The following is a 21,604-nucleotide window of genomic DNA, read 5'->3' as shown; positions in this document are numbered from 1 at the left end:
CTCGGGGCAAATCAGAACACCGCGGCTTCGAGCAGTTTGAACGCCTCGTTCCGATGGCTGATCGCGTTCTTCGTCTCGTGCGGCAGTTCGGCATAGGTCTGGTCGTAGCCCAGCGGCACGAACACGGGGTCATACCCGAACCCGACATCGCCGCGCGGCGGCCAGACGAGCGTCCCCTCGGCACGGCCCTCGAACCATTCGACATGCCCGTCGGGCCAGGCCAGCGCGAGCACGCTGACGAAATGCGCGCCACGCGTTGCTTCCGGGCCCTTCGCGACCACCGCGTCCTCGACCTTCTGCATCGCCATCATCCAGTCGCGACCGTTCGGCGTTTCCGCCCAGTCGGCGGTGTAGACGCCAGGATCACCGTTCAGCGCGTCGACGCACAACCCGCTATCGTCGGCGAGCGCGGGGTAGCCCGATAGATCGGCCGCCGAGCGAGCCTTCAGTTCGGCGTTCGCGAAGAAGGTGGTGCCCGTCTCGACCGGCTCCGGCAGGTCGAGCTCGGCGGCGGAGACGACTTCGAGCCCCCGCCCTTCGAGCAACGCCGCGATCTCGCGGACCTTGCCCTTGTTGTGGCTGGCGATCACCAACTTGCCAGGCTGGAGCTTGCGGATCGCCTGCGGGACCTCGCCCTCGCCGCTCACTTGGCGACGGCCTTGGCCTGCGCCGCGAAGATGTCGGTGCAGCCGATCCGCGCGAGACGCAGCAGGCGGAGCAGCGCCTCCTCGTCATAGGTCGCGCCCTCGGCAGTCGCCTGCGCCTCGGCGATGTTGCCGTTTTCGAGCAGCACGAAGTTCGCATCCGCATCCGCGCCCGAATCCTCGATATAGTCGAGGTCGAGCACCGGATTGCCCTGGTAGATGCCGCAGCTGATCGCCGCGACCTTCTGCGTCAGCGGGTCGGCGGTCAGCTTGCCGCTGGCCAGCAGGCCGTCGATCGCGAGCCGCAGCGCGACCCAGCCGCCCGAGATCGACGCGGTGCGCGTGCCGCCATCCGCCTGGATAACGTCACAATCAATCACGATCTGGCGCTCGCCGAGCAGCTTGAGATCGACCACCGCGCGAAGGCTACGCCCGATCAGCCGCTGGATTTCCTGCGTGCGCCCCGACTGCTTGCCCTTGGCGGCCTCGCGATTGTTGCGCGTGTTGGTGGCGCGCGGGAGCATGCCGTATTCGGCGGTCACCCAGCCTTCGCCCTTGCCGCGCATGAACGGCGGCACCTTCTCCTCGACGCTGGCGGTCACGAGCACTTTCGTGTCGCCGAAGCCGATCAGGACGGAGCCCTCGGCATGCTTGGTGAAGCGCGGCTCGATCGTGATCGCACGCATCTGGTCTGGGGCGCGGCCGGATGGGCGCATAGTCTTGTCCTAACGGGAGTGAGTGGTTGCCCGCTGCCTAGCCTTTCGTTTGGTCGCTCGCCAGCCTTCCCCGTCATCCTGACGAAAGTCAGGATCCAGAGCCACGAAGGACAGCACTCGGTTACTCTGGATCCTGACTTTCGTCAGGATGACGGGTGAGGAGGGTGCATTCCTCTTTGTACGCCCGTCGATCAGCCCTAGATCAAAGCGATGGCCACGCCCCCCGTCACCGAACTGACCGATCGCGCGCGCGACATTTTTCGTGCGGTGGTCGACAGCTATCTCGCCAGCGGTACGCCGGTCGGGTCGAAGACGATCGCGCAACTGACCGGCCTCAGCCTTTCCCCCGCCTCGATTCGCGGCGTCATGGGCGAACTTGAAGGTCTCGGCCTGCTCGCCAGCCCGCATACCAGTGCCGGTCGCATGCCGACCGACCGGGGCCTGCGACTGTTCGTCGACGGCATGATGCAGGCGATGGAACCGTCGTTCGAGGAGCGCCAGACGATCGAGGCGCGTGCGGGCGTCGGTGGCCCGGTCGAGGAGGCACTCGCCGCGACCACGCTCGCGCTTTCCGGGCTCTCGGCGTGCGCGGGGCTGGTGATGGTGCCGAAGCGTGAGTTGAAACTCCGCCAGATCGCATTCGTCGCCCTGTCGCCGGAGCAGGCGCTGGCGGTGCTGGTCAGCGAGGACGGCTCGGTCGAGAATCGCGTGATCGCGCTGCCGAAGGGCATGTCGCCGTCCGCGCTGGTCGAGGCGGGCAACTACATGTCGGCGACGCTCGGCGGCCTGACGCTGGCCGATGCAAGGACCCGGATCGAACGCGAACTGGCGGACGGTCAGGCAGCGCTCGATGGTGCGGCGCGGACGCTGGTCGAGCGCGGGATCGCGGTGTGGAGCGAGGATGCGGATCGCCGCCCGGTGCTGATCGTGCGCGGGCAGGGGCGGTTGATCGATGCTGCCGCTGCGGCCGATCTCGACCGGGTCCGCGACCTGCTCGACGATCTTGAGGGAAAGCAGGAAGTCGCATCGCTTCTGGACAGCGCGCGGGCCGGTGATTCGACGCGGATTTTCATCGGCGCGGAGACCAAATTGTTTGCGTTGTCAGGGTCTTCGGTCATCGCTCGGCCCTTCCGCGGATTGGACGGTCGCGTCGTTGGTGTCGTCGGTGTCATAGGCCCGACGCGGTTGAACTATGCGCGCGTCGTGCCCATGGTGGATTTCACGGCTGCAACGCTCGCCCGGTTGATGGGTTGAGCCGGCCCAATTTATAGGGAAAACCATGTCCGACATCGACCAGAACACGCCTGCAGACCTGCGCGAAGAAACCGCCGAGGCCGCCCCCGAAGTGGCCTCGAACGACCGCGTCGCCGAGCTCGAGAACCAGCTCGCCGAGGCCAAGCAGAACGTCCTCTACGCTCAGGCCGAGATCCAGAACGTCCGCCGCCGCGCCGAGAAGGAAGCGCAGGACGCTCGCGCCTATGCCGCGACGGCGTTCGCGCGCGATGTGCTGTCGGTTGCCGACAATCTCTCGCGGGGGCTGTTGGCGATTCCGGCGGACCTGCGCGCGGACGACAAGATGAAGGGGCTCGTCACCGGGCTGGAGGCGACCGGTCGCGAGCTGGAGAGCGTGTTCCAGCGCCACGGCATCACCAAGATCGCCGCGGAGGGCCAGATGCTCGACCCGAACAAGCACCAGGCGATGCTCGAAGTGCCAAGCGACCAGCCTGCCGGGACGATCGTCCAGGAGATGCAGGCGGGCTACATGATCAAGGACCGTCTGCTGCGTCCCGCTATGGTCGGCGTCGCCAAGGCTGGGTAACGTGTAGGGAGAGCGGCGTGCACGATCTGGTCGGAGTGCTGATCGAGGGACTGGGCGCCGCAATCCCGGATACGTGGAAGCAGTTTTTCATTTGGCTGGCGGTGGTTGTGGTACTGACCGGTATCGTCTTCATGTTCATCTAAACACTCCGTCATGCCGGGCTTGTTCCGGCATCCACCGCGCCGCGCATTCACGGCCGCTTGGTTCGCGGATCGGTGGCCCCCGGAACAGGTCCGGGGTGACGGAGGTTTTGAGCTTCGTCAGGATAAAAAATGAACCAGAACCTCACGACCGATCGCCAGACTTTCGTCACGCATCTCGAATGCTCGATTACCGGCGAGCGATATGAGGCGGATCAGCTTCACGGGCTGTCGCGCGCCGGGCGACCGTTGCTGGTGCGCTACGACCTCGACGCGGTGCGGTCCGCGGTTTCTCGCGACACGATCGAGGCTCGCCCGACCGACCTGTGGCGCTGGCGCGAGCTGCTCCCCGTCCGCCACACGTCCAACATCGTCAGCCTCGGCGAGATCGAGACGCCGCTGGTGCCGCTGACCAGGTCCGGCGGCCCCAACGTGCTCGTCAAGGACGAAGGCCGTCTTCCTACCGGCAGCTTCAAGGCTCGCGGTCTCGTCATGGCCGTCGCGATGGCGAAGGAGCTCGGCGTCACGAAGATCGCGATGCCGACCAACGGTAATGCGGGCGCGGCGCTGGCGGCCTACGCGACGCGCTGCGGGATCGAGACGATCGTGTTCTGTCCCGACGACACCCCCGAGATCAACGTTCGCGAGATCGCGATGCAGGGCGCGCGCGTCTGGCGGGTCAACGGCCTGATCGACGATTGCGGCGCGATTGTCGGCAAGGGCGCCGCGGAAGGCCGATGGTTCGATTTCTCGACGTTGAAGGAGCCCTATCGGATCGAGGGCAAGAAGACGATGGGGCTCGAACTCGCCGCGCAGTTCGGCTGGAAACTGCCGGACGCGATCTTCTACCCGACCGGCGGCGGCACCGGGCTGATCGGGATGTGGAAGGCGTTCGACGAGTTGGAAAAGCTCGGCTGGATCGGCTCGGAACGCCCGAAGATGTTCGCGGTGCAGGCGAGTGGCTGTGCTCCGATCGTCCGCGCGTTCGAGGCGGGCGAGGAGCATGCCGAGCGTTGGGAAGACGCGAGCACCGTCGCGGCGGGCATCCGCGTGCCGAAGGCGGTCGGCGACTTCCTGATCCTCCGCGCGGTCCGCGAAAGCGGCGGGCAGGCGCTCGCGGTCGGCGATCCCGCGATCCTGAAAGCGGTCGACGCGGCGGCGAAGCAGGACGGTCTGCTGCTATGCCCCGAGGGCGGCGCGACGCTGGCGGCGTATCATCAGGCGCTGAACACCGGGCTGGTCGACGAGGACGAAAGGGTCGTTCTTTTCAACTGTGCGACCGGATTGAAATATCCGATGCCCGAGGCGCCGCAAGCGCTTGATAGAACACGACCTATCGATTTCGACGCGCTGTAAGCGGCGGATTTCTGCTGTTTGGGTGGGTCTCGATCTACCAGATCGGTGGTTGAAATTGATCCATGTTGGCTGCAACGGGGCGCCCTTCTTTACAAGAAGGGTCCCCAATGCAGAAAATCGTCCAGGTCGTTTGTGTCGTGCTCATCGCGGCGGCGGTGATGTTCGGCGGTCGCTGGTACATGTACGTCGCGCGCGGCTCGAGCCCGTATGACGAGGTCGGCATCGCGCTGAACGGCTATGCACCGGGGCCGATGCGCGCCTGGGGCTGCCACAAGATGCAGGCGCGGTTCCCGGGCCAGTTGCCACCTTACGGGTGTGCCGGGCCGGATGGTCGTAGCTGGCTCTGATCCGCGATCGTCATCCTGACGAACGTCAGGACCCAGAGCGACGGCCGGCGCGCTGAGTTACTCTGGGTCCTGACTTTCGTCAGGATGACGTGGTGTGTCAGGATGACGGGGTGTGTTGGGGTGATGAGCAGGCGTGAACGGCAGCACCGTCTCGTATTGCGCGAGCGGCGGCGCCCCCGCCACCTTCGCTCCCGCGCGCAGCAGGAAGGCGTGTCGCACAATCTCGCCCTGTTGCTCGATGCCGTAGCGATGCAGCGCCACGCCAGGCCGGAACGCATAATCGTACCGACACCACGGATGCCGCGCCAAGGGCAGGAACACGCCGCGCTGGTGCTGCCAGATGTGTGTCATCTCGTGGATGAACAATCCCTGCAACGTCAGGTTGGCGTGCGCGAAGTCGTCGCACCACAGATCGCCCTTGGGGTGGAAATGGATGCACCCCCGCGGTGCCATCACCGTATCGCGCGGCTGGAAGAACGCCCATTTGCTGCGTACCAGACCTACCTGGGAATACTCGATCGCGCCCCCGAACACCGATGCCGCGAGCGCCGTCTCTCCCTCGGTTAGCGTGCGCCTTGAGCCTGCTCCGGTCACTTGCCGACCGGGGTTCCCGCCGCGACCACGGTCGCGTTGTTTATGATGCGCGTCCCATCGGCAAACGCGAACGTCAGCGTCACGCGATCGGCGGGCTTGATCCCCGAGTTCATGTCGAACAGCATCACGTGCCGCCCACCCGGCGCGAACGCCACGTCCGTATTCGCTGGAATCTCGACCTTCGCGAGCGGCGTCATCGTCGACATGCCGCCCTTGTCCATGGTCTCGTGCATCTCAGACCTGATCGCGACGTCGGTGGTGGCCGAAATCAGCGTCGTCGGCGTAGGCCCCCCATGCACCGTGAAGTACGCCGCCGCAGGCCGTCCGGTCACCGCGCCAAGCCGCACCCAGGCCCCGTCGACGGACAGCTCCTTGGGCGGCGAGCACGATGCCAGTGCCATCGCGGCAACACCCAGTCCGAAAACGATACGCATAGGTTACTTTTCTCCGGGCCCGACCACTTGCGCATCCTATGACCGGTACAATCTTGCGGCAAGCGCGAGGCCACCTATATCGCGCCCATCATCAGAAAGGTTCCACTGCCGTAACGGGGTGGAACCGGTTTCGTATTTTCGTTTCAAGTGAGGGGCTAATCAGAACTCATGGCTAAAGTAATCGGTATCGATCTCGGCACGACCAACAGCTGCGTTTCTGTCATGGAAGGCGGCAAGCCCAAGGTCATCGAGAATTCCGAGGGCGCGCGCACCACGCCGTCGATCGTCGCATTCGCCAAGGATGGCGAGCGACTGGTCGGCCAGCCAGCCAAGCGCCAGGCAGTGACGAACGGCGACAACACCATCTTCGCGGTGAAGCGCCTGATCGGCCGTCGCTTCGACGATCCGATCACCAAGAAGGACACCGAGCTGGTCCCGTACAAGATCTCGCGCGGGCCGAACGGCGACGCATGGGTCTCGGCTGGCGGCAAGGATTATTCGCCGTCGCAGATCTCGGCGTTCACGCTGCAGAAGATGAAGGAAACCGCCGAGTCGTATCTCGGCGAGACGGTCACGCAGGCGGTCATCACCGTTCCCGCGTACTTCAACGACGCACAGCGCCAGGCGACCAAGGACGCCGGCCAGATCGCCGGCCTCGAAGTGCTGCGCATCATCAACGAGCCGACTGCGGCGGCGCTGGCCTACGGCCTCGACAAGCAGGACGGCAAGACGATCGCGGTCTACGATCTCGGCGGCGGCACGTTCGACATCTCGGTGCTGGAAATCGGCGACGGCGTGTTCGAGGTGAAGGCCACGAACGGCGACACCTTCCTCGGCGGTGAGGATTTCGACAACAAGATCGTCCAGTACCTCGCCGACGAGTTCAAGAAGGCCGAGGGCATCGACCTCGCCAAGGACAAGCTGGCGCTGCAGCGCCTGAAGGAAGCCGCCGAGAAGGCGAAGATCGAGCTCAGCTCGGCGCAGTCGACCGAGGTCAACCTGCCCTTCATCACCGCGGACCAGAACGGCCCGAAGCATCTGGTGAAGTCGATCACCCGCGCCGACCTGGAGCGGATGGTCGAGGATCTGGTCAAGCGTACGCTCGAGCCTTGCCGCAAGGCGCTCGCAGATGGCGGCCTGAAGCCCGAGGACATCTCGGAAGTCGTGCTGGTCGGCGGCATGACGCGCATGCCGCGCGTGCGTGAAGTCGTGAAGCAGTTCTTCGGCAAGGAGCCGCACACCGGCGTCAACCCGGACGAGGTCGTCGCGATGGGCGCCGCGATCCAGGCCGGCGTGCTGCAGGGCGACGTCAAGGACGTGCTGCTGCTGGACGTAACGCCGCTGTCGCTCGGCATCGAGACGCTGGGTGGCGTGTTCACCCGGATGATCGATCGCAACACGACGATCCCGACCAAGAAGTCGCAGACCTATTCGACCGCCGACGACAACCAGGGCGCGGTGACGATCCGCGTGTTCCAGGGCGAGCGCGAGATGGCCGCCGACAACAAGATGCTCGGCAATTTCGACCTCGTCGGCATCCCGCCCGCACCGCGCGGCGTGCCGCAGATCGAGGTCACGTTCGACATCGATGCGAACGGCCTCGTCAGCGTTTCGGCCAAGGACAAGGGCACCGGCAAGGAGCAGCAGATCCGCATCCAGGCTTCGGGTGGTCTTTCGGACAACGACATCGACCAGATGGTCCGCGACGCAGAGACCTTCGCCGAGGAAGACAAGAAGCGTCGTGCGGGCGCCGAGGCGAAGAACAACGCCGAGTCGCTGGTCCACACCACCGAGCGTCAGCTTGCCGACAATGGCGACAAGGTCGACGAGTCGCTGAAGACCGAGATCCAGGCCGCGATCGACGCGACCAAGGCTGCGGTCGAGAGTGGCGATGCCGACGCGATGACCGAGAAGAGCACCGCGCTCGCCCAGGTCGCGATGAAGCTCGGCCAGGCGATCTACGAGAAGCAGGCCCAGGCTGACGCATCGCCGTCGGCCGATGGCGACGCGGCGAAGAAGGACGACGACGTCGTCGACGCCGAGTTCTCGGAAGTCGACGATAACCCGAAGGCGTAACCGAAACTCCCTCTCCCCCTCGGGGAGAGGGCCGGGGTGAGGGGCAGTTCCGCGCGCTGCCGTGTGGAACTGCCCCTCACCCAACCCTCTCCCCGGAGGGGAGAGGGCTAAGAGGGCCGCTATGAGTACCCAGATAGATTATTACGAACTGCTCGAATGCGAGCGGACCGCGGATGCGGGGACGATCAAGTCGTCCTACCGCAAGCTCGCGATGAAGTATCACCCGGACAAGAATGCCGGCTGCAAGGATTCCGAAGCGCAGTTCAAGGCGGTCAGCGAGGCGTACGAGTGCCTCAAGGACCCGCAGAAGCGCGCGGCCTATGATCGCTTCGGCCATGCCGCGTTCCAGAACGGCGGCGGCGGTCACGGTGGCGGCGCGCAGGATTTCGGCGGCTTCAGCGACATTTTCGAAAGCGTCTTCGGCGAGTTCATGGGTGGCGCGCAGCGTGGCGGCGGCCGGTCTGCGGCACGGCGCGGCGCGGACCTGCGCTACGACATGGAAGTCACCCTGGAGGAAGCGTTCCACGGCAAGACGACCGAGATCACGATCGACGTCTCCGCGCTGTGCGACACCTGCGACGGCTCGGGTGCAAAGGCCGGGACGCGCGCGAAGACCTGCCAGCATTGCGGCGGCCACGGGAAAGTCCGTGCGCAGCAAGGCTTCTTCGTCGTCGAGCGGGCCTGCCCGGTCTGCAACGGCGCTGGTGAAGTCATCGCCGACCCATGCCCGGACTGCCGCGGCGAAGGTCGAGTGGAGAAGACCAAGACCCTATCGATCAACGTCCCCCCCGGCGTCGACGAGGGCACGCGGATCCGCATGTCGGGCGAAGGCGAGGCGGGTGCCCGCGGTGCGCCGTCCGGCGACCTCTACATCTTCCTCCACGTGACCAAGCACAATCTGTTCGAACGTGAAGGCACGACGCTCTTTGCGCGCGCACCGATCAGCTTCACGGTCGCGTCGCTCGGCGGGTCACTGTCGATCCCCGGCCTCGACGGCCGGACGCACGAGGTGAAGATCCCCGCCGGCATCCAGTCGGGCAAGCAACTCCGCCAGCGCGGCGCCGGCATGCCTGTGTTGCAGGGCCGTGGACACGGTGACCTCGTCGTCCAGATCGACGTCGAAACCCCAACGCGCCTCAGCAACCGCCAGAAGGAACTGCTCGAGATGTTCCGCGAGACGGAAACGGGTGACGAATGCCCGGCGAGCCAGGGCTTCTTCGCCAAGCTCAAGGGCGTGTTCGCCGGGGAATAAGCCGCACTACGATACTGAACCGAGGGGGGCGCAATGTTGGCATGTCTTTTCACCGCGATAGCCTGTTGGCTGGTCATGGCCACCGCCCCCCAGACGCCGATCGGCAAGGCGATGCGCCGAGCGCTGATCGACAAGCCTGCCGCGCGGTTGGCACGGTTCACGCGAGGCGATGCCGCGGTCATGTTCCTGCTGATGCTGACGGCGGCGATGGTTACGCTCGTCGGCGAAGGCGACGGTATCAGGCTGCTCACGCTGGCCGCCCCCGATGTCGCGATCTGGATCACGACGTTCGAGGTCTCAGCCTATGTCGACATTCTCATGGCGCTGGCCGCTGCGGCATCCAGCCTGCGCGTTCGGGGTTTCATGACGCGCTGGCTCGGCGTCTTTACTTGCCGTTCGGGTGCAAAGGCGCACCAGCGCGCGATCCGCTCGCGGAAAACGCGATCGACGGATGCCGACAACGACGACGACAGACATTGGCGTCAAACCGCGCTCGCTGCCTAATCTGGCAAGGCATGAGTTCGAGCTTGCCTGATCCACATCATCCGCCAGAATGCGAAACGAACACCGAGGAATAATATGCGCGGACAGGTTTTAGGCGTCGATCCCCGCACGGGCGAAGGACTCGTCGCGGGACAGGACGGACAGCGTTACCGGTTCGCGCGCGAAGACTGGGCGCATCGTGGCGAACCCGCGATCGGTCTGGAAGTCGATTTCGAGGCCGCCAACGATCGCGCGCTCAGCGTCTTCCCGATGCCGACCGCACCGGGCCCCCGTCGCGCCGTGCCGCCCGAGGCTCTCCCGATCAACGATCGCAACAAATACGTCGCGGCGGTCATGGCGTTCGTGATCGGCACGCTGGGCATCCACCGTTTCTACCTCGGCCGGACCGGCTCCGGGATCATCATGCTGGTGCTGAGCATCACGGTGATCGGGTTAGTCATCAGCGCGCCTTGGGCGTTGATCGACATGATCCGCTATCTGATGATGTCCGACGAGGAATTCGCCGCACGCTATCCTCGCAAGCGGTAAAGACCGGCGATCCGGTGACGTGAACTTCGTGCGATCCTCCCCCGCAAGGGGGAGGTGGCTGGCTCTTGCCAGACGGAGGGGGAGGCACGTACAAACCCCGGCTCCGTGTCCTCCCCCTCCGTCACCTTCGGCGACACCTCCCCCTTGCGGGTGAGGATCGCGTAAGCGGATCAGTCGCGATCGCGCTCCAGCTTCGTGACCTTGCCGTTATGCGGGTCGACGTGGAATTCGTACTGCGCGCCACGCCGCGCGGCTTCACCTTCCCAATGGCCGTCATCGGCCTCAATTTTGGTGACCTTGTAACCGCGCTTGGCCAGCATCGTCGTGACGCGCGCGCTGCTGATCCAGCCACGGCCCGGTTCGTCGGCAAAGGCGGGCGCGCTGGCCATTGTGGTCATGGCGAAGGCTGCGGCGATCAGAATGGGTTTCGACATGATACGATCTCCTTGTTGCGCGTATCGAACGCGAGGAAATCGATTTGGTTCTAAGTCAGACACTTACGCGGCCAGATCGACCGCGCGAAAACTCGGGCCCTAGCCGCGCCCCCTTGGAAGGGGGCGGGCGGGCCGATGGATCAGAAGGCGGTGATGACCACCCCGACCACCAGCGCTTGAGCCGCGATCGCCAGCATGGTGCTGGTCACGGTTTCGAACATGCGCATGGGTAGGTCTCCGATGCCGGAACAATATCCGGCAAGCGGGATATGGGCTTAGTTGCGCGTTGTCGCAATTTTGTAACACGTAATCGCAATTGCGTTACCTGCATTTGGGTCGTTTCGGACGTTACATCCGCCGATCCGCAACGGTCTCCCCTCCCTGAAAGGGAGGGGCAGGGGGTGGGTTGGCATCCGCAAGCGCCAGACGGGTGTGGCTCGAGCCAGCCGACCCACCCCCAACCCCTCCCTTTCAGGGAGGGGAGTAACCTTTGCCTTTAGTCCTCAGGCCGCGCCGAACACCCGTGCGAAGATCGTGTCGACGTGCTTCAAATGATAGCCGAGGTCGAACTTGTCCTCGAGTTCCGCATTCGACAGCGTCACTTCCGGATCCGCCTTCAGCAGTTCGAGCAGCGACAGCGCGCCGTCCGAGTCCCACACCTTCATCGCATTGCGCTGGACCAGCCGATACGCGTCCTCGCGGCTCACGCCCGCCTGCGTCAGTGCCAGCAGCACGCGCTGCGAATGGACGAGACCGCCCATCTTGTTGAGGTTCTTCAACATCCGCTCGGGGTACACGACCAGCTTGTCCATCACCCCGGTCAGCCGCGCGAGCGCGAAGTCGAGCGTGATCGTCGCATCGGGCCCGATGTACCGCTCGACCGACGAGTGCGAGATGTCGCGCTCATGCCACAGCGCGACGTTCTCCATCGCTGGCGTGACGTACCCGCGGACCATCCGCGCGAGGCCGGTGAGGTTCTCGGTCAGCACCGGGTTGCGCTTGTGCGGCATCGCCGACGAACCCTTCTGGCCGGGCGAGAAGAACTCTTCCGCCTCGAGCACCTCGGTACGCTGCAGATGACGCACCTCGGTCGCGAGTCGCTCGATCGAGCTGGCGATCACGCCCAAGGTCGCAAAGAACATCGCATGGCGATCGCGCGGGATCACCTGCGTCGAGACCGGCTCGACGGACAGGCCGAGCTTGCCCGCGACGTATTCTTCCACGAACGGATCGATGTTCGCGAACGTGCCCACCGCGCCGGAGATCGCACAGGTCGCGACGTCCTCGCGCGCCGCCACCAGTCGAGCCCGGTTGCGCGCGAACTCGGCATGCGCCTGCGCCAGCTTCAGCCCGAACGTCACCGGCTCGGCGTGGATACCGTGGCTGCGACCGATCGTCGGCGTCATCTTGTGCTCGCGCGCGCGGCGTTCGAGCACGTCCAGCAAAGCGTCGAGATCGGCGATCAGGATGTCGCTCGCCTTGGCCAGCTGCACCGCGAGGCACGTGTCGAGCACGTCCGACGAGGTCATTCCCTGGTGCATGAAGCGCGCCTCGGGGCCGACATGCTCGGCGACGTTGGTCAGGAAGGCGATGACGTCGTGCTTGGTCTCGCGCTCGATCTCGTCGATCCGGTCGACTTCGAACGCGCCCTTTTCCCAGATCGCGGCGGCGGCTTCCTTAGGGACAACGCCCAGTTCGGCGAGCGCGTCGGTGGCGTGCGCCTCGATCTCGAACCAGATCTTGAAGCGCGCTTCGGGCGTCCAGATCGCGACCATGTCGGGGCGGGAATAGCGGGGGACCATCGGGTTTCCTCGGGAGCGTGAAGGGTAGGGCGCGTCGCGTGCCGTTCGGCCCGCGGTTGCATGCGAAACGCGGTAGCAGGACGCAGGAGAAGGTTCAAACACCCGTCGCGAGGTATAAATCCGGGCATGTGCCGCGTATATAGTGAGCAAGCGGTTCGCTATGCCGAGTATATATCGGGCATGGTCGCAAAATCGCTTAGTAGACGCGTAGAACACTACCGGAGAGACGCAATGTTGAAATATGCTATGCTGGCCGGCGCGGTACTGGTTGCTGCACCCGTATTGGCGCAGACGACCACGACATCCCCGCAGACTTCGGCGCCGGGCGGTGCTGCTGTCGGGCAGGCCGCCCCATCTGGTACGCCAACCGATGCGGTGCCGATGCAACCCGCCGCGCGCGAGCAGCCCGCGACCGGCAGTCAGGTCGCACAGGTCGTCGACACCGAGTTCCCGACCTACGACAAGAACGGCGATGGCAAACTCAGCGCGACCGAATTCGGCGGCTGGATGGTCGCACTGAAGAGCAAGACCGATCCCTCGACGAAGCCCGACGCGCCCGAGACCAAGAAATGGGTCTCCGCCGCCTTCGCGCAGGCCGATACCGACAAGAGCAAGTCGCTGACCAAGACCGAGGTCACCAGCTTCCTGTCGCAGGGCTGACCGCAACGACACGTCCGCAAAGTGCCATCTCACGGATCGAGGCCGTCGGGTTTACGCCCGGCGGCCTTCGTCACGTCAGCCGTCCAGCGAACCCGTCGCCATCAGCGCGAGGAAGGGATCGCGCACCCGCTGCGACGCGCCGCTGAGCAGGCGCCGCATGCGCGCATCATACGCATCGACAGGATCGTCCGCGCGCCTGTGTGCCATCGTCCAAGCACCGAACTGCCGTTCATGGATTGGGATATTGTGCTGGAGCGACAGGTCGTAATGACGATCGTCCTGCGTAATACGGCCGAACGTCGCGTCGACGAATGCGGTAGGCCCCTCGATCACCTGCAAAAAATGCGTGCCGTCCGACCACAACAACCCAGTGATGTCATGCAGCGCATTATTGTGCCGGGACTGCTGCAATATTCCCACGAGATCGGCCTTGTCGCCGGCTATGGTGCTCGAACTCATGTAGAGAATCTTGCGCATCGCGTCTCCGGTCGATAGTCGCGCTGATCGCTACTATGGATCGAAGAGAAGCGACTTGCGGTAGATCAGTCGGCTTTGCGCACTCGATCTTTAGCGACTCGAGTTTCAGCCAAAATCTGCCCCTGCGCCTCGACGGCGGCATTGAGCAGCCGATCGGAAGTTTCGGCCGCGGCGTCGGGCGTCAATGATACCGCGACCCCGTCCGGCCCGTCGACCATGACCTGACCGTGCTCGGCGGTTACCTCCGAGGCTTCGTCGTGCAACTTGTTATCCACATGCAATTCCTTTGCCGTGACAACGAAGATACGGATGAAAAGGCACGAGGAGTTTCGGATGTTTCTCCTTTATCTGATTGCGTCAGATCAACCCCTGCGCGCGCAGGCTGACATGGCCGCCGGTGCCCATCACGATATGGTCGTGGACGGTGATGCCGAGCCGCTTGCCTGCTTCCGCGATCGTCCGCGTGATGTCGATATCGGCGCGGCTGGGGGAGGGGTCGCCGCTCGGATGGTTGTGGACGAGGATGATCGACGCGGAGCCGAGGTCGATCGCGCGGCGGATGACTTCGCGGACATACACCGCGGCCTGGTCGATCGAGCCCTTGCTCATCACCTCGTCGCGAATCAGCATATTCTTCGTATTGAGATGCAGCACGCGAAAGCGCTCGATCGCGTGGTGCGCCATGTCCGCGCGGAGATAGTCGAGTAGCGCTTGCCAGTTGGCGAGCACGGGGCGGTCGCTGACGTGCGACTGGAGCAGGCGGATCGCGGCGGCATGCGCGATCTTGATCGCGGCGGTCGAGATTTCCCCCATGCCCTTCACCCGGCCTAGCGCCTCGGCATCCGCGGTCAGCACGCCACCGATCCCGCCGAACTCGCGCATCAGCGCCTTGGCGAGCGCCTTGGTGTCGCCGCGGGGTATGGCGATCGCTAGAAGGTATTCGATGAGTTCGTGGTCGAGCAGTGCGTCGCTGCCGCCTTCGAACAGGCGTTTGCGGAGGCGGCCGCGATGGCCCTTCAGATCGTCCCCCCGGACGTCAGCGTCTTCGTCCGGTTCGGCCATTTTGCGATGCTAGCACATCCCTGGGCAATTGCATGACGACCTCGCTCCCGCCTATGCAGAGACCTCGAATATGGCGGAGTGCGTTGGTGAGCGAGACGAGCGAGACGGGGGCCGACCCCGGGGCCCATCCTCGCCGTACCGCGACCGCCCGCCGCGTTGCGCTGGGGATCGCGCTGCTGCTGATCGCCGCGCTGGTCGTGCTGTGGCTGGTGCGGAAGCCGATCGCCGAGGGTTTCATCGACCGCGAACTCGCCAAGGCCGGCGTGCCTGCGCGCTACGACATCGCCGATCTTGCGCTGGGCGGCCAGCGATTGACGAACGTCGTAATCGGTAATCCAGCGCATCCCGATCTGGTCGCCGACTGGGTTGAGACGCGAACCGGTGTCGGGTTGTCGGGACCGTATCTGGTGGGAGTACGCGCGGGGAAGGTCCGGCTGCGCGGGCGGCTGGTCGACGGCAAGGTCTCGCTTGGCGCGATCGACAGGTTGCTGCCAGCGCCGTCGGGGAAGCCGTTCGCGTTGCCGGCGCTCGACGTATCGGTCGCCGATGGGCGCATGCGGCTGGAGACGCCGCAAGGGATCGTCGGACTGAAGCTCGCCGGTTCCGGCAAGCTCGACGACGGGTTCCGCGGTACGCTGGCAGCGATCAGCGAGCGGCTCGATGTCGGCGGGTGCGTGATCGATCGGCTCGCGGCAACGGTGAAGCTACGGATCGACGCGGCGAAACCGACGATCACGGGGCCGGTGCGCGTGTCGCGGCTCGCCTGCGGGACGACGCAGGCGGAGCGGATCGTGGCGGATCTGGACGTCGGCCTCTCCGCCGCGCTCGATCGCTGGCAGGGTAAGGCGACGCTCAAGACAGGCGCGGCCCGGACGCCGGGTGCGACTTTGGCGGGTGTCGGGGGCACGATCGACTTCACCGGAAGCGCGGCGACGACCGGCGGCAAGGCGAACATCGCCGCCGATACCGTTCGCACGATCGAGGGCGGCGCGCGGCGGGTTTCGTTCGCGGGCACCTACCGGATCGGGCAGCAGATCGCGTTCGACGGGCGCGTCCAGGCGAGCGGGGCGGCAGTGGCGCAGAAGCGACTCGCGGGACTGACGGGCATCGGTGATGCGGGCGCCGGGACGCCCGTCGCGCCGTTGGCTAAAGCGGTAACGCAGGCGGTCCAGAAGGCCGGCCGCGGATTTGCCGCTGACGCCGACCTTCGCGTGCGGGTCAACGGTGGGCGCGGCCAGGCCGTGCTGTCGCGTCTGGCGCTCGCGTCCGCCAGCGGTGCGCGAGTGGCGCTCGGCGGCGGAACCGGGGTCGCGTTCGGTTGGCCGAACGGCGGCGTCCGGCTCGACACGGTACTAGCGATGCGCGGCGGCGGCTTGCCCGAGGCGCGCGTGTCGCTGGCGCAGGCGAAACCGGGCGCGGCGATCCGCGGTGTCGCCACCATCGCGCCTTATGCGGCGGGTGGCGCGCGACTGGCGCTCAACCCCGTCACCTTCAGCGCGACGCCGGGCGGGGCGACCTCGATCATGACGCGTGTCACGCTCGGGGGACCGATCGGTGCGGGCGGTCCCGGCAACCGGGTCGATGGTCTGTCGATGCCGGTTGCGGCGCTTTGGGACGGTCGCGGGCGGCTGGTCGTCAACACTGGTTGCGCGCCTTTGGCATTCCAGCGCTTTGCGATCTCCGGCCTCGTGCTCGATCCGTCACGGCTGACCTTGTGCCCGCTCGACCGTGCGTTGGTGCAGGTCAACGGCGCGCGGGTCAGCGGCGGCGCGAAGATCGCCCCGGCCAAGCTGGGTGGGCGACTCGGCACAACCCCAATCACGCTCGCGACCGCGGGAGCGACCGTGCGGCTGGCGGATCGCGGTTTTGCGATCGACGGCGTGCAGACCCGGATCGGCGTCCCCGAGCGAGTCACGCGACTCGATTTCGCCACCGTCACGGGCCGCATGACCGGGCAGGGCGTGGTGGGCGCGTTCACAGGTGGCTCGGGACAGATTGCCAACGTGCCGCTGCTGCTCGGCGAAGCTGCCGGCGACTGGACGCTCGTCAATGGCGCGCTCAACCTAACCGGCGCGATGGGGGTATCTGATGCCGCGCCGACGCCGCGTTTCAAGTCGCTCGCCGCGCGCACCGTGACGCTCGCGCTCGTCAACGGCACGATCACCGCGGCGGGCACGCTGTTCGAGCCGACCACCAACACCAAGGTCGCCGACGTCACTCTGACCCACGCACTCGGCGCCGGCGCCGGCAAGGCCGACCTGAATGTCCCCGCGATCGCGTTCGCCAAGGACAAGCTGCAACCCGACGCGCTCACCCCGCTGACCTTCGGCGTGATCGCCGATGTCAACGGAACGGTCAGCGGTGAGGGGCATATCGTCTGGAACCCCGACGGCGTGACCAGCACCGGCGTGTTCCGCACCGCCGGCACCGATCTCGCCGCCGCATTCGGCCCCGTCACCGGGATCGCCACCGAGATCCGCTTCACCGACCTGCTCAACCTCCAGAGCGCGCCGGGTCAGGTGGCGACGATCCGCACGCTCAACCCTGGCATTCCGGTTACCGACGGCACGATCCGCTATCAGACTCTCCCGGGCGCGCGCGTTCAGGTCGAAGGCGGCGCGTGGCCGTTCGCGGGCGGATCGCTGACGCTCGACCCGACGCTGCTCGACTTTTCCGCGCCGAAGGAGCGGCGGATGACGTTCCACGTCGCGAACATGGCGGCTGACCAGTTCCTCCAGCAGTTCGACTTCAAGAATCTAGATGCGACCGGCATCTTCGACGGCGTCCTGCCAATGATCTTCGACGAGAGCGGCGGGCGGATCGAGGGCGGCGACCTGCGCGTGCGGCCGGGCGGCGGCACGCTCGCCTATGTCGGCGATCTCAGCCAGAAGGATCTCGGCGTCTGGGCGAACATCGCGTTCCAGGCGCTGAAGTCGCTCCGCTACCAGTCGTTGCGAGTCGGCATGAACGGGCCGCTCGCGGGCGAAATGGTCACCGACGTGCGGTTCGCCGGGATCAGCCAGGGCGAGGGGGCAAAGGCGAACTTCATCGTCCGTCGCCTGCAGAAACTACCGTTCATCTTCAATATCCGGATCAAGGCGCCGTTCCGCGGGCTACTCGATTCGGCGCAGAGCTTCTACGATCCGAAGCGGCTGATCCAGCGCAACCTGCCGGCCTTGCTCCAGCAGCAGGCCGCACCGCCTCCTCCTAAGCTCCCAACCATTCAGCCTCCCGCAAGCAGGATCGTGCCATGACCGAAACAGGATTGAAGAAGCTGGAGCAAAGGCCGATCTTGCAGATGATGACGAGGACGATCGCACTAATCGGGCTGACGGCGGCCTTGCCGGGCTGCATCAACGTGTCGGCGCCCGACAAGCCGATCGAGATCAACCTCAACATCAACGTCACGCAGGAAGTGGTCTATCGTCTCGATGGCGAGGCGAAATCGTTGATCCAGCAGAATCCGGGGATATTCTAAGATGAAGACCAAGGTCCTTATGATGGTTGCCGCAGCGGCGGCTCTCGGTGGCCTGTCTGTCGCGGCGACCGCGCAGCGCGATCCGGCCTACGCCGCAGCGCGTGCGGGCGGTGAGGTCGGCGAGCAGCCCGACGGCTATCTGGGGCTGGTCGGCGCGGCGAGCGGCGATCTTCGCGCGCTGGTCAACAACATCAATATCCAGCGCAAGTCGGCGTACACGCAGAAGGCGCAGGCAAGCGGGGCTACAGTCGAGCAGCTTGCGTTCACGAGCGGCTGCAACCTGATCCTGCAGACCAACCCTGGTGAGAAGTACAAGACGCCGAACGGTGTCTGGAAGACGCGCACCGCCGGCGCCCCCGAACGCGATTCGCGCTGCGTTTGACCTAACGTGCTCCCCTCCCTGACAAGGGAGGGGGTGGGGTGGGTAGGCTGCTTGGGGACCGTGACGCCAGCCAACCGGCCGACCCACCCCCGGCCCCTCTCTTCCAGGGAGGGGAAAGAAGTAGGGGCGGCTCAATCTCATCCGCCGCCTCGATTAATGACACCCCTGTCACACCGGTTGACTTGCACCCCCCCCTTTTCTAAACGGACCGCGCCTTGGCGGGATCGCTCGTCGCTGCTTGCTTCCTCCCCGATGCGAAATCAGGTGGAGGAACGTGCGTGGCGGAGATCGAACCCGGACAGGACCCCCAGGGTGTTGAAGATCCGCGACTTTCCGCGCTCGATGAGCGATTGCGAGAGGCGCAGCATCGGGAAACGCTGACAAAGGGGCAGAAGGGGGCGGATGCCGAGCGGGGTTACTCGCAAGGCAATCGCGTCATTTCCGCTCTGATCGGGAGTCTCGTCGGCAGTGCGCTGATCGGATGGTTGATAGACCATTGGTTCTGCACTGGCCCTTGGGGACTGATCGTGTTGCTGTTCCTCGGGATAGCGGTCGCGTTCAGGCAGATCATTCGAATTTCAGGCGAACGCCCGGAGTAACCGGGCGTTTGTCGTATCAAGACGGCAGGGATTCCACGTGGCGGCAGAACAGGGCGGCAAGATCGATCCGATGCACCAGTTCCTGATCGAGCCGGCGTTCGGCTCGCACTGGATCGTTGGTGGCTATGACCTGTCGTTCACCAACTCCGCATTGTGGATGGTGGTGACGCTGGTCGCGCTTTGGGCGTTCATGATCGGTGGCATGAAGCGCGAGCTCGTCCCCGGTCGCTGGCAGATGGCGGTCGAAGGCTTCACCGGCTTCATCTCGGGCATGCTCGAGCAGAATGTCGGCCCCGGCGGCAAGCGCTTCGTGCCTTACGTCTTCTCGCTGTTCATGTTCATCCTGTTCGCGAACATCATCGGGCTCCTGCCGTTCGGCATCGTCCCGGGCGTGCATCCGTTCACCGTCACCAGCCACATGACCGTCACCGGCGTGCTGGCACTGATCAGCTTTGCGATCGTGCTGCTCGTCGGCTTCGGCAAGCACGGCTTCCACTTCTTCTCGTTGTTCGTGCCGAGCGGCACCCCGGCGCTGATGATCCCGCTGATCTTCGTGGTCGAACTGATGTCGTTCCTGGTGCGTCCGTTCTCGCTCGGTCTGCGACTGTTCGTGGCGATGACCGCGGGGCATATCCTGCTCAAGGTGCTGGCCGCATTCGTGATCAATGGCCTGAACCTCGGCGGGATGTATATCGGTCTGGTGAGCGCGCCGAGCATGCTGCTGATGATCGGCATCACGCTGCTCGAACTGCTGGTCGCCGCGATCCAGGCATACGTGTTCGCGTTGCTGACGTCGGTCTATCTGAACGACGCGGTCAATCTCCACTAAGTTTTCCATTACCTAACTGATTTTCAAAGGGAATTTACCATGGACGCACAAGCAGCAAAGATGATCGGTGCCGGCCTCGCAGCGATCGGCATGGGCCTCGCAGCACTCGGCGTGGGCAACGTGTTCGCCCAGTTCCTCGCCGGCGCTCTCCGTAACCCAGGCGCAGCCGACAGCCAGCAGGGCCGTCTGTTCATCGGTTTCGCAGCAGCCGAGCTTCTCGGTCTGCTCGCCTTCGTCACGATGATCATCCTCGTGTTCGTCGCCTAACAACTCGCTGAATTGGCCGGGCGACCGCGCCCGGCCGTTTCACGAAGGACCGACATGCCCCAGATTTCCCAGATAGCCGCTACCTACGCCTCGCAGATCTTCTGGCTGCTCCTCACCTTCGGCATCCTGTATTTCGGGATCGGCAAGGGAATGGTGCCAAAGATCGTGTCCAACGTGGACTCGCGCGAAGGCCGAATCGCGGGCGATCTGGCGGCAGCGGTCGCTGCCCGTACGCAGGCCGATACGGTCCAGGCGAACTGGCAGGCCGAAATGGACGCGGCTCGCGTCGCGGCGCAGGCCGAGACCGCGGCAGCAGCCAAGCGCGCGGCGACCGCGTTCGAGCAGCAGGTCCATGCGGCCGACGCCGAACTCGCCGAGCGTCTGGGTCATCACGATCTGGCGGTCGCGAACGCTAAGGCCGAGGCGCTCTCGAACTTGCAGGGTGTCGCCGCCGAAGCAGCACAGCAATTGGCCGCCAAGGTAGCCGGCCTCCAGGTCAGCCTGGACGCGGCGACCGACGCGGTACGCAGGACGACGGCGCATGGCTAATCCAGATTCGGCCGCAAAGGTCATCCACGGCGACGGCATGGCGCCCGAGGGTGCGATCGACAATCAGGGCCTCCAGGGTCACACGGCCGCGCCCGGCGGCGTCGAGCATGTGCCCGATCCGACCGCGCTCGGCCTGACCTCGACCGGCTGGGTCGCGGTGGCGATGATCGTCGTCATCCTGCTGATGATCTGGAAGAAGGTTCCAGGGATGATCGGCCAGATGCTCGATACGCGCATCGCCGGCATCCGCACGCAGCTCGACGAAGCCAAGGCGCTCCGTGCCGAAGCCGAAGCGATCCGCACCGAGTACGAGGCAAAGGCCAAGACCGCGCACGTCGAAGCCGAAGCCATGAAGGCTCACGCGCACCACGAAGCCGCGGCGATCATCGCTAAGGCGAAGGCTGGTGCCGAAGACCTCATGACCCGCCGCGCGAAGATGGCCGAGGACAAGATCGCCGCCGCCGAGCGCGCCGCGATCGCCGAAGTCCGCGCGCGGGCGGCTGATGCTGCGGCGAAGGCTGCCGGTATCCTCATCGCCGAGCATCACGACGCCGCCGCCGACCGCATGATGGTCGACCGCTCGATCTCCGGCCTAAGCCGCCTAAACTGATCCTGCTCCTCTCCCCTCGGGGGAGAGGAAGGGGCCCGCTGCAAA

General features: G+C 65.4%; 27 protein-coding genes. 18 read left to right on the top strand and 9 right to left on the bottom strand.

Going from position 1 to position 21,604, the window contains the following annotated elements; all coding sequences use genetic code 11:
- Nucleotides 1–11: 11 nt before the first annotated feature.
- Together rdgB and rph are read right to left on the bottom strand one after the other, a co-directional pair.
- Complete coding sequence (rdgB, locus tag ASE82_RS15310; protein WP_056065151.1) at nt 12–647, bottom strand: RdgB/HAM1 family non-canonical purine NTP pyrophosphatase; 636 nt, start codon at nt 645–647, stop codon at nt 12–14.
- Nucleotides 644–1,360 carry a ribonuclease PH gene (gene rph, locus ASE82_RS15305; protein WP_056055360.1) on the bottom strand — a complete coding sequence of 239 codons (717 nt, stop codon included), beginning with the start codon at nt 1,358–1,360 and terminating at the stop codon, nt 644–646. The genes rdgB and rph overlap by 4 nt, the downstream gene beginning before the upstream one ends.
- A 210-nt stretch (nt 1,361–1,570) precedes the next feature.
- Between rph and hrcA the strand changes: the two genes are divergently transcribed.
- The 5 genes from hrcA to ASE82_RS15285 all read left to right on the top strand — a co-directional run bounded on the left by hrcA (nt 1,571) and on the right by ASE82_RS15285 (nt 5,022).
- Complete coding sequence (gene hrcA / locus ASE82_RS15300; RefSeq protein ID WP_056055363.1) at nt 1,571–2,614, top strand: heat-inducible transcriptional repressor HrcA; 1,044 nt, start codon at nt 1,571–1,573, stop codon at nt 2,612–2,614.
- Nucleotides 2,615–2,639: 25 nt separating this feature from the next.
- Nucleotides 2,640–3,179 (top strand): nucleotide exchange factor GrpE, encoded by a 540-nt coding sequence (gene grpE, locus ASE82_RS15295; protein WP_056065149.1) that lies wholly within the window; start codon nt 2,640–2,642, stop codon nt 3,177–3,179.
- Nucleotides 3,180–3,196: 17 nt separating this feature from the next.
- Nucleotides 3,197–3,322, top strand: coding sequence for a hypothetical protein (locus ASE82_RS20285; protein ID WP_268795438.1), 126 nt, complete (start codon nt 3,197–3,199; stop codon nt 3,320–3,322).
- 129 nt (nt 3,323–3,451) lie between these two features.
- The gene (locus ASE82_RS15290; protein ID WP_056065147.1) at nt 3,452–4,675 is read left to right on the top strand and encodes a threonine synthase; all 1,224 of its coding nucleotides are present in this window, start codon (nt 3,452–3,454) and stop codon (nt 4,673–4,675) included.
- Between the two features lie 107 nt (nt 4,676–4,782).
- A complete protein-coding gene (locus tag ASE82_RS15285) occupies nt 4,783–5,022 on the top strand; it encodes a hypothetical protein (protein ID WP_056065145.1) in 240 nt (79 codons plus the stop codon).
- Between the two features lie 57 nt (nt 5,023–5,079).
- Here the strand turns inward: ASE82_RS15285 and ASE82_RS15280 are convergent, their stop codons facing one another.
- Both ASE82_RS15280 and ASE82_RS15275 read right to left on the bottom strand, forming a co-directional pair.
- A complete protein-coding gene (locus ASE82_RS15280) occupies nt 5,080–5,616 on the bottom strand; it encodes a hypothetical protein (RefSeq protein WP_056065144.1) in 537 nt (178 codons plus the stop codon).
- Nucleotides 5,613–6,050, bottom strand: a complete 438-nt coding sequence (locus tag ASE82_RS15275) for a copper chaperone PCu(A)C (RefSeq protein WP_056065142.1) — start codon at nt 6,048–6,050, stop codon at nt 5,613–5,615. The genes ASE82_RS15280 and ASE82_RS15275 overlap by 4 nt, the downstream gene beginning before the upstream one ends.
- A 168-nt stretch (nt 6,051–6,218) precedes the next feature.
- Here ASE82_RS15275 and dnaK point away from each other — a divergent pair, with 168 nt between their 5' ends.
- The 4 genes from dnaK to ASE82_RS15255 all read left to right on the top strand — a co-directional run bounded on the left by dnaK (nt 6,219) and on the right by ASE82_RS15255 (nt 10,410).
- Nucleotides 6,219–8,126: a molecular chaperone DnaK gene (gene dnaK / locus ASE82_RS15270; RefSeq protein ID WP_056055380.1), complete on the top strand. Its 1,908-nt coding sequence runs from the start codon at nt 6,219–6,221 to the stop codon at nt 8,124–8,126.
- Between the two features lie 121 nt (nt 8,127–8,247).
- Nucleotides 8,248–9,378: a molecular chaperone DnaJ gene (dnaJ, locus tag ASE82_RS15265; RefSeq protein ID WP_056065140.1), complete on the top strand. Its 1,131-nt coding sequence runs from the start codon at nt 8,248–8,250 to the stop codon at nt 9,376–9,378.
- Between the two features lie 75 nt (nt 9,379–9,453).
- A complete protein-coding gene (locus ASE82_RS15260; RefSeq protein ID WP_056065138.1) occupies nt 9,454–9,882 on the top strand; it encodes a hypothetical protein in 429 nt (142 codons plus the stop codon).
- Nucleotides 9,883–9,957: 75 nt separating this feature from the next.
- Complete coding sequence (locus ASE82_RS15255; RefSeq protein WP_056065135.1) at nt 9,958–10,410, top strand: TM2 domain-containing protein; 453 nt, start codon at nt 9,958–9,960, stop codon at nt 10,408–10,410.
- 170 nt (nt 10,411–10,580) lie between these two features.
- On the opposite strand, the gene ASE82_RS15250 is transcribed toward ASE82_RS15255, so the two are convergent.
- A complete protein-coding gene (locus ASE82_RS15250) occupies nt 10,581–10,844 on the bottom strand; it encodes a PepSY domain-containing protein (protein WP_056065134.1) in 264 nt (87 codons plus the stop codon).
- Nucleotides 10,845–11,347: 503 nt separating this feature from the next.
- Nucleotides 11,348–12,646 carry an adenylosuccinate lyase gene (purB, locus tag ASE82_RS15245; protein WP_056065132.1) on the bottom strand — a complete coding sequence of 433 codons (1,299 nt, stop codon included), beginning with the start codon at nt 12,644–12,646 and terminating at the stop codon, nt 11,348–11,350.
- A 231-nt stretch (nt 12,647–12,877) separates the two neighbouring features.
- Here purB and ASE82_RS15240 point away from each other — a divergent pair, with 231 nt between their 5' ends.
- Nucleotides 12,878–13,306, top strand: a complete 429-nt coding sequence (locus tag ASE82_RS15240; protein WP_056065130.1) for a calcium-binding protein — start codon at nt 12,878–12,880, stop codon at nt 13,304–13,306.
- A gap of 75 nt (nt 13,307–13,381) precedes the next feature.
- Here the strand turns inward: ASE82_RS15240 and ASE82_RS15235 are convergent, their stop codons facing one another.
- The 3 genes from ASE82_RS15235 to radC all read right to left on the bottom strand — a co-directional run bounded on the left by ASE82_RS15235 (nt 13,382) and on the right by radC (nt 14,845).
- Nucleotides 13,382–13,783, bottom strand: coding sequence for a BLUF domain-containing protein (locus tag ASE82_RS15235; RefSeq protein ID WP_056065128.1), 402 nt, complete (start codon nt 13,781–13,783; stop codon nt 13,382–13,384).
- 65 nt (nt 13,784–13,848) lie between these two features.
- On the bottom strand, nt 13,849–14,058 hold the full coding sequence (locus ASE82_RS15230) for a hypothetical protein (RefSeq protein WP_235524740.1): 210 nt from the start codon (nt 14,056–14,058) through the stop codon (nt 13,849–13,851).
- 82 nt (nt 14,059–14,140) lie between these two features.
- Nucleotides 14,141–14,845: a RadC family protein gene (gene radC / locus ASE82_RS15225; protein WP_056065124.1), complete on the bottom strand. Its 705-nt coding sequence runs from the start codon at nt 14,843–14,845 to the stop codon at nt 14,141–14,143.
- 86 nt (nt 14,846–14,931) lie between these two features.
- Between radC and ASE82_RS15220 the strand changes: the two genes are divergently transcribed.
- The 8 genes from ASE82_RS15220 to ASE82_RS15185 all read left to right on the top strand — a co-directional run bounded on the left by ASE82_RS15220 (nt 14,932) and on the right by ASE82_RS15185 (nt 21,559).
- On the top strand, nt 14,932–18,099 hold the full coding sequence (locus ASE82_RS15220) for a YdbH domain-containing protein (protein WP_235524739.1): 3,168 nt from the start codon (nt 14,932–14,934) through the stop codon (nt 18,097–18,099).
- A gap of 44 nt (nt 18,100–18,143) precedes the next feature.
- Nucleotides 18,144–18,323 (top strand): YnbE family lipoprotein, encoded by a 180-nt coding sequence (locus ASE82_RS15215; protein WP_082441587.1) that lies wholly within the window; start codon nt 18,144–18,146, stop codon nt 18,321–18,323.
- Nucleotide 18,324: 1 nt separating this feature from the next.
- Nucleotides 18,325–18,705 carry a YdbL family protein gene (locus ASE82_RS15210; protein ID WP_056065119.1) on the top strand — a complete coding sequence of 127 codons (381 nt, stop codon included), beginning with the start codon at nt 18,325–18,327 and terminating at the stop codon, nt 18,703–18,705.
- 278 nt (nt 18,706–18,983) lie between these two features.
- Nucleotides 18,984–19,304 carry an AtpZ/AtpI family protein gene (locus ASE82_RS15205; protein ID WP_056065117.1) on the top strand — a complete coding sequence of 107 codons (321 nt, stop codon included), beginning with the start codon at nt 18,984–18,986 and terminating at the stop codon, nt 19,302–19,304.
- 70 nt (nt 19,305–19,374) lie between these two features.
- Nucleotides 19,375–20,133: a F0F1 ATP synthase subunit A gene (locus ASE82_RS15200; protein WP_056056028.1), complete on the top strand. Its 759-nt coding sequence runs from the start codon at nt 19,375–19,377 to the stop codon at nt 20,131–20,133.
- Nucleotides 20,134–20,172: 39 nt separating this feature from the next.
- The gene (locus ASE82_RS15195; RefSeq protein ID WP_055873230.1) at nt 20,173–20,400 is read left to right on the top strand and encodes a F0F1 ATP synthase subunit C; all 228 of its coding nucleotides are present in this window, start codon (nt 20,173–20,175) and stop codon (nt 20,398–20,400) included.
- Between the two features lie 54 nt (nt 20,401–20,454).
- Nucleotides 20,455–20,949 carry a F0F1 ATP synthase subunit B family protein gene (locus tag ASE82_RS15190; protein WP_056065115.1) on the top strand — a complete coding sequence of 165 codons (495 nt, stop codon included), beginning with the start codon at nt 20,455–20,457 and terminating at the stop codon, nt 20,947–20,949.
- Entirely contained in the window at nt 20,942–21,559 is a 618-nt protein-coding gene (locus ASE82_RS15185) for a F0F1 ATP synthase subunit B family protein (RefSeq protein ID WP_056065113.1), read from the top strand. The genes ASE82_RS15190 and ASE82_RS15185 overlap by 8 nt, the downstream gene beginning before the upstream one ends.
- Nucleotides 21,560–21,604 lie beyond the last annotated feature (45 nt).

The sequence above is a fragment of the Sphingomonas sp. Leaf230 genome, from assembly GCF_001421745.1.
In the GTDB taxonomy this organism is placed as follows: domain Bacteria; phylum Pseudomonadota; class Alphaproteobacteria; order Sphingomonadales; family Sphingomonadaceae; genus Sphingomonas.
Note: the sequence above shows the minus strand (reverse complement) of the source record. Positions and strands in the feature narration are given on the sequence as shown.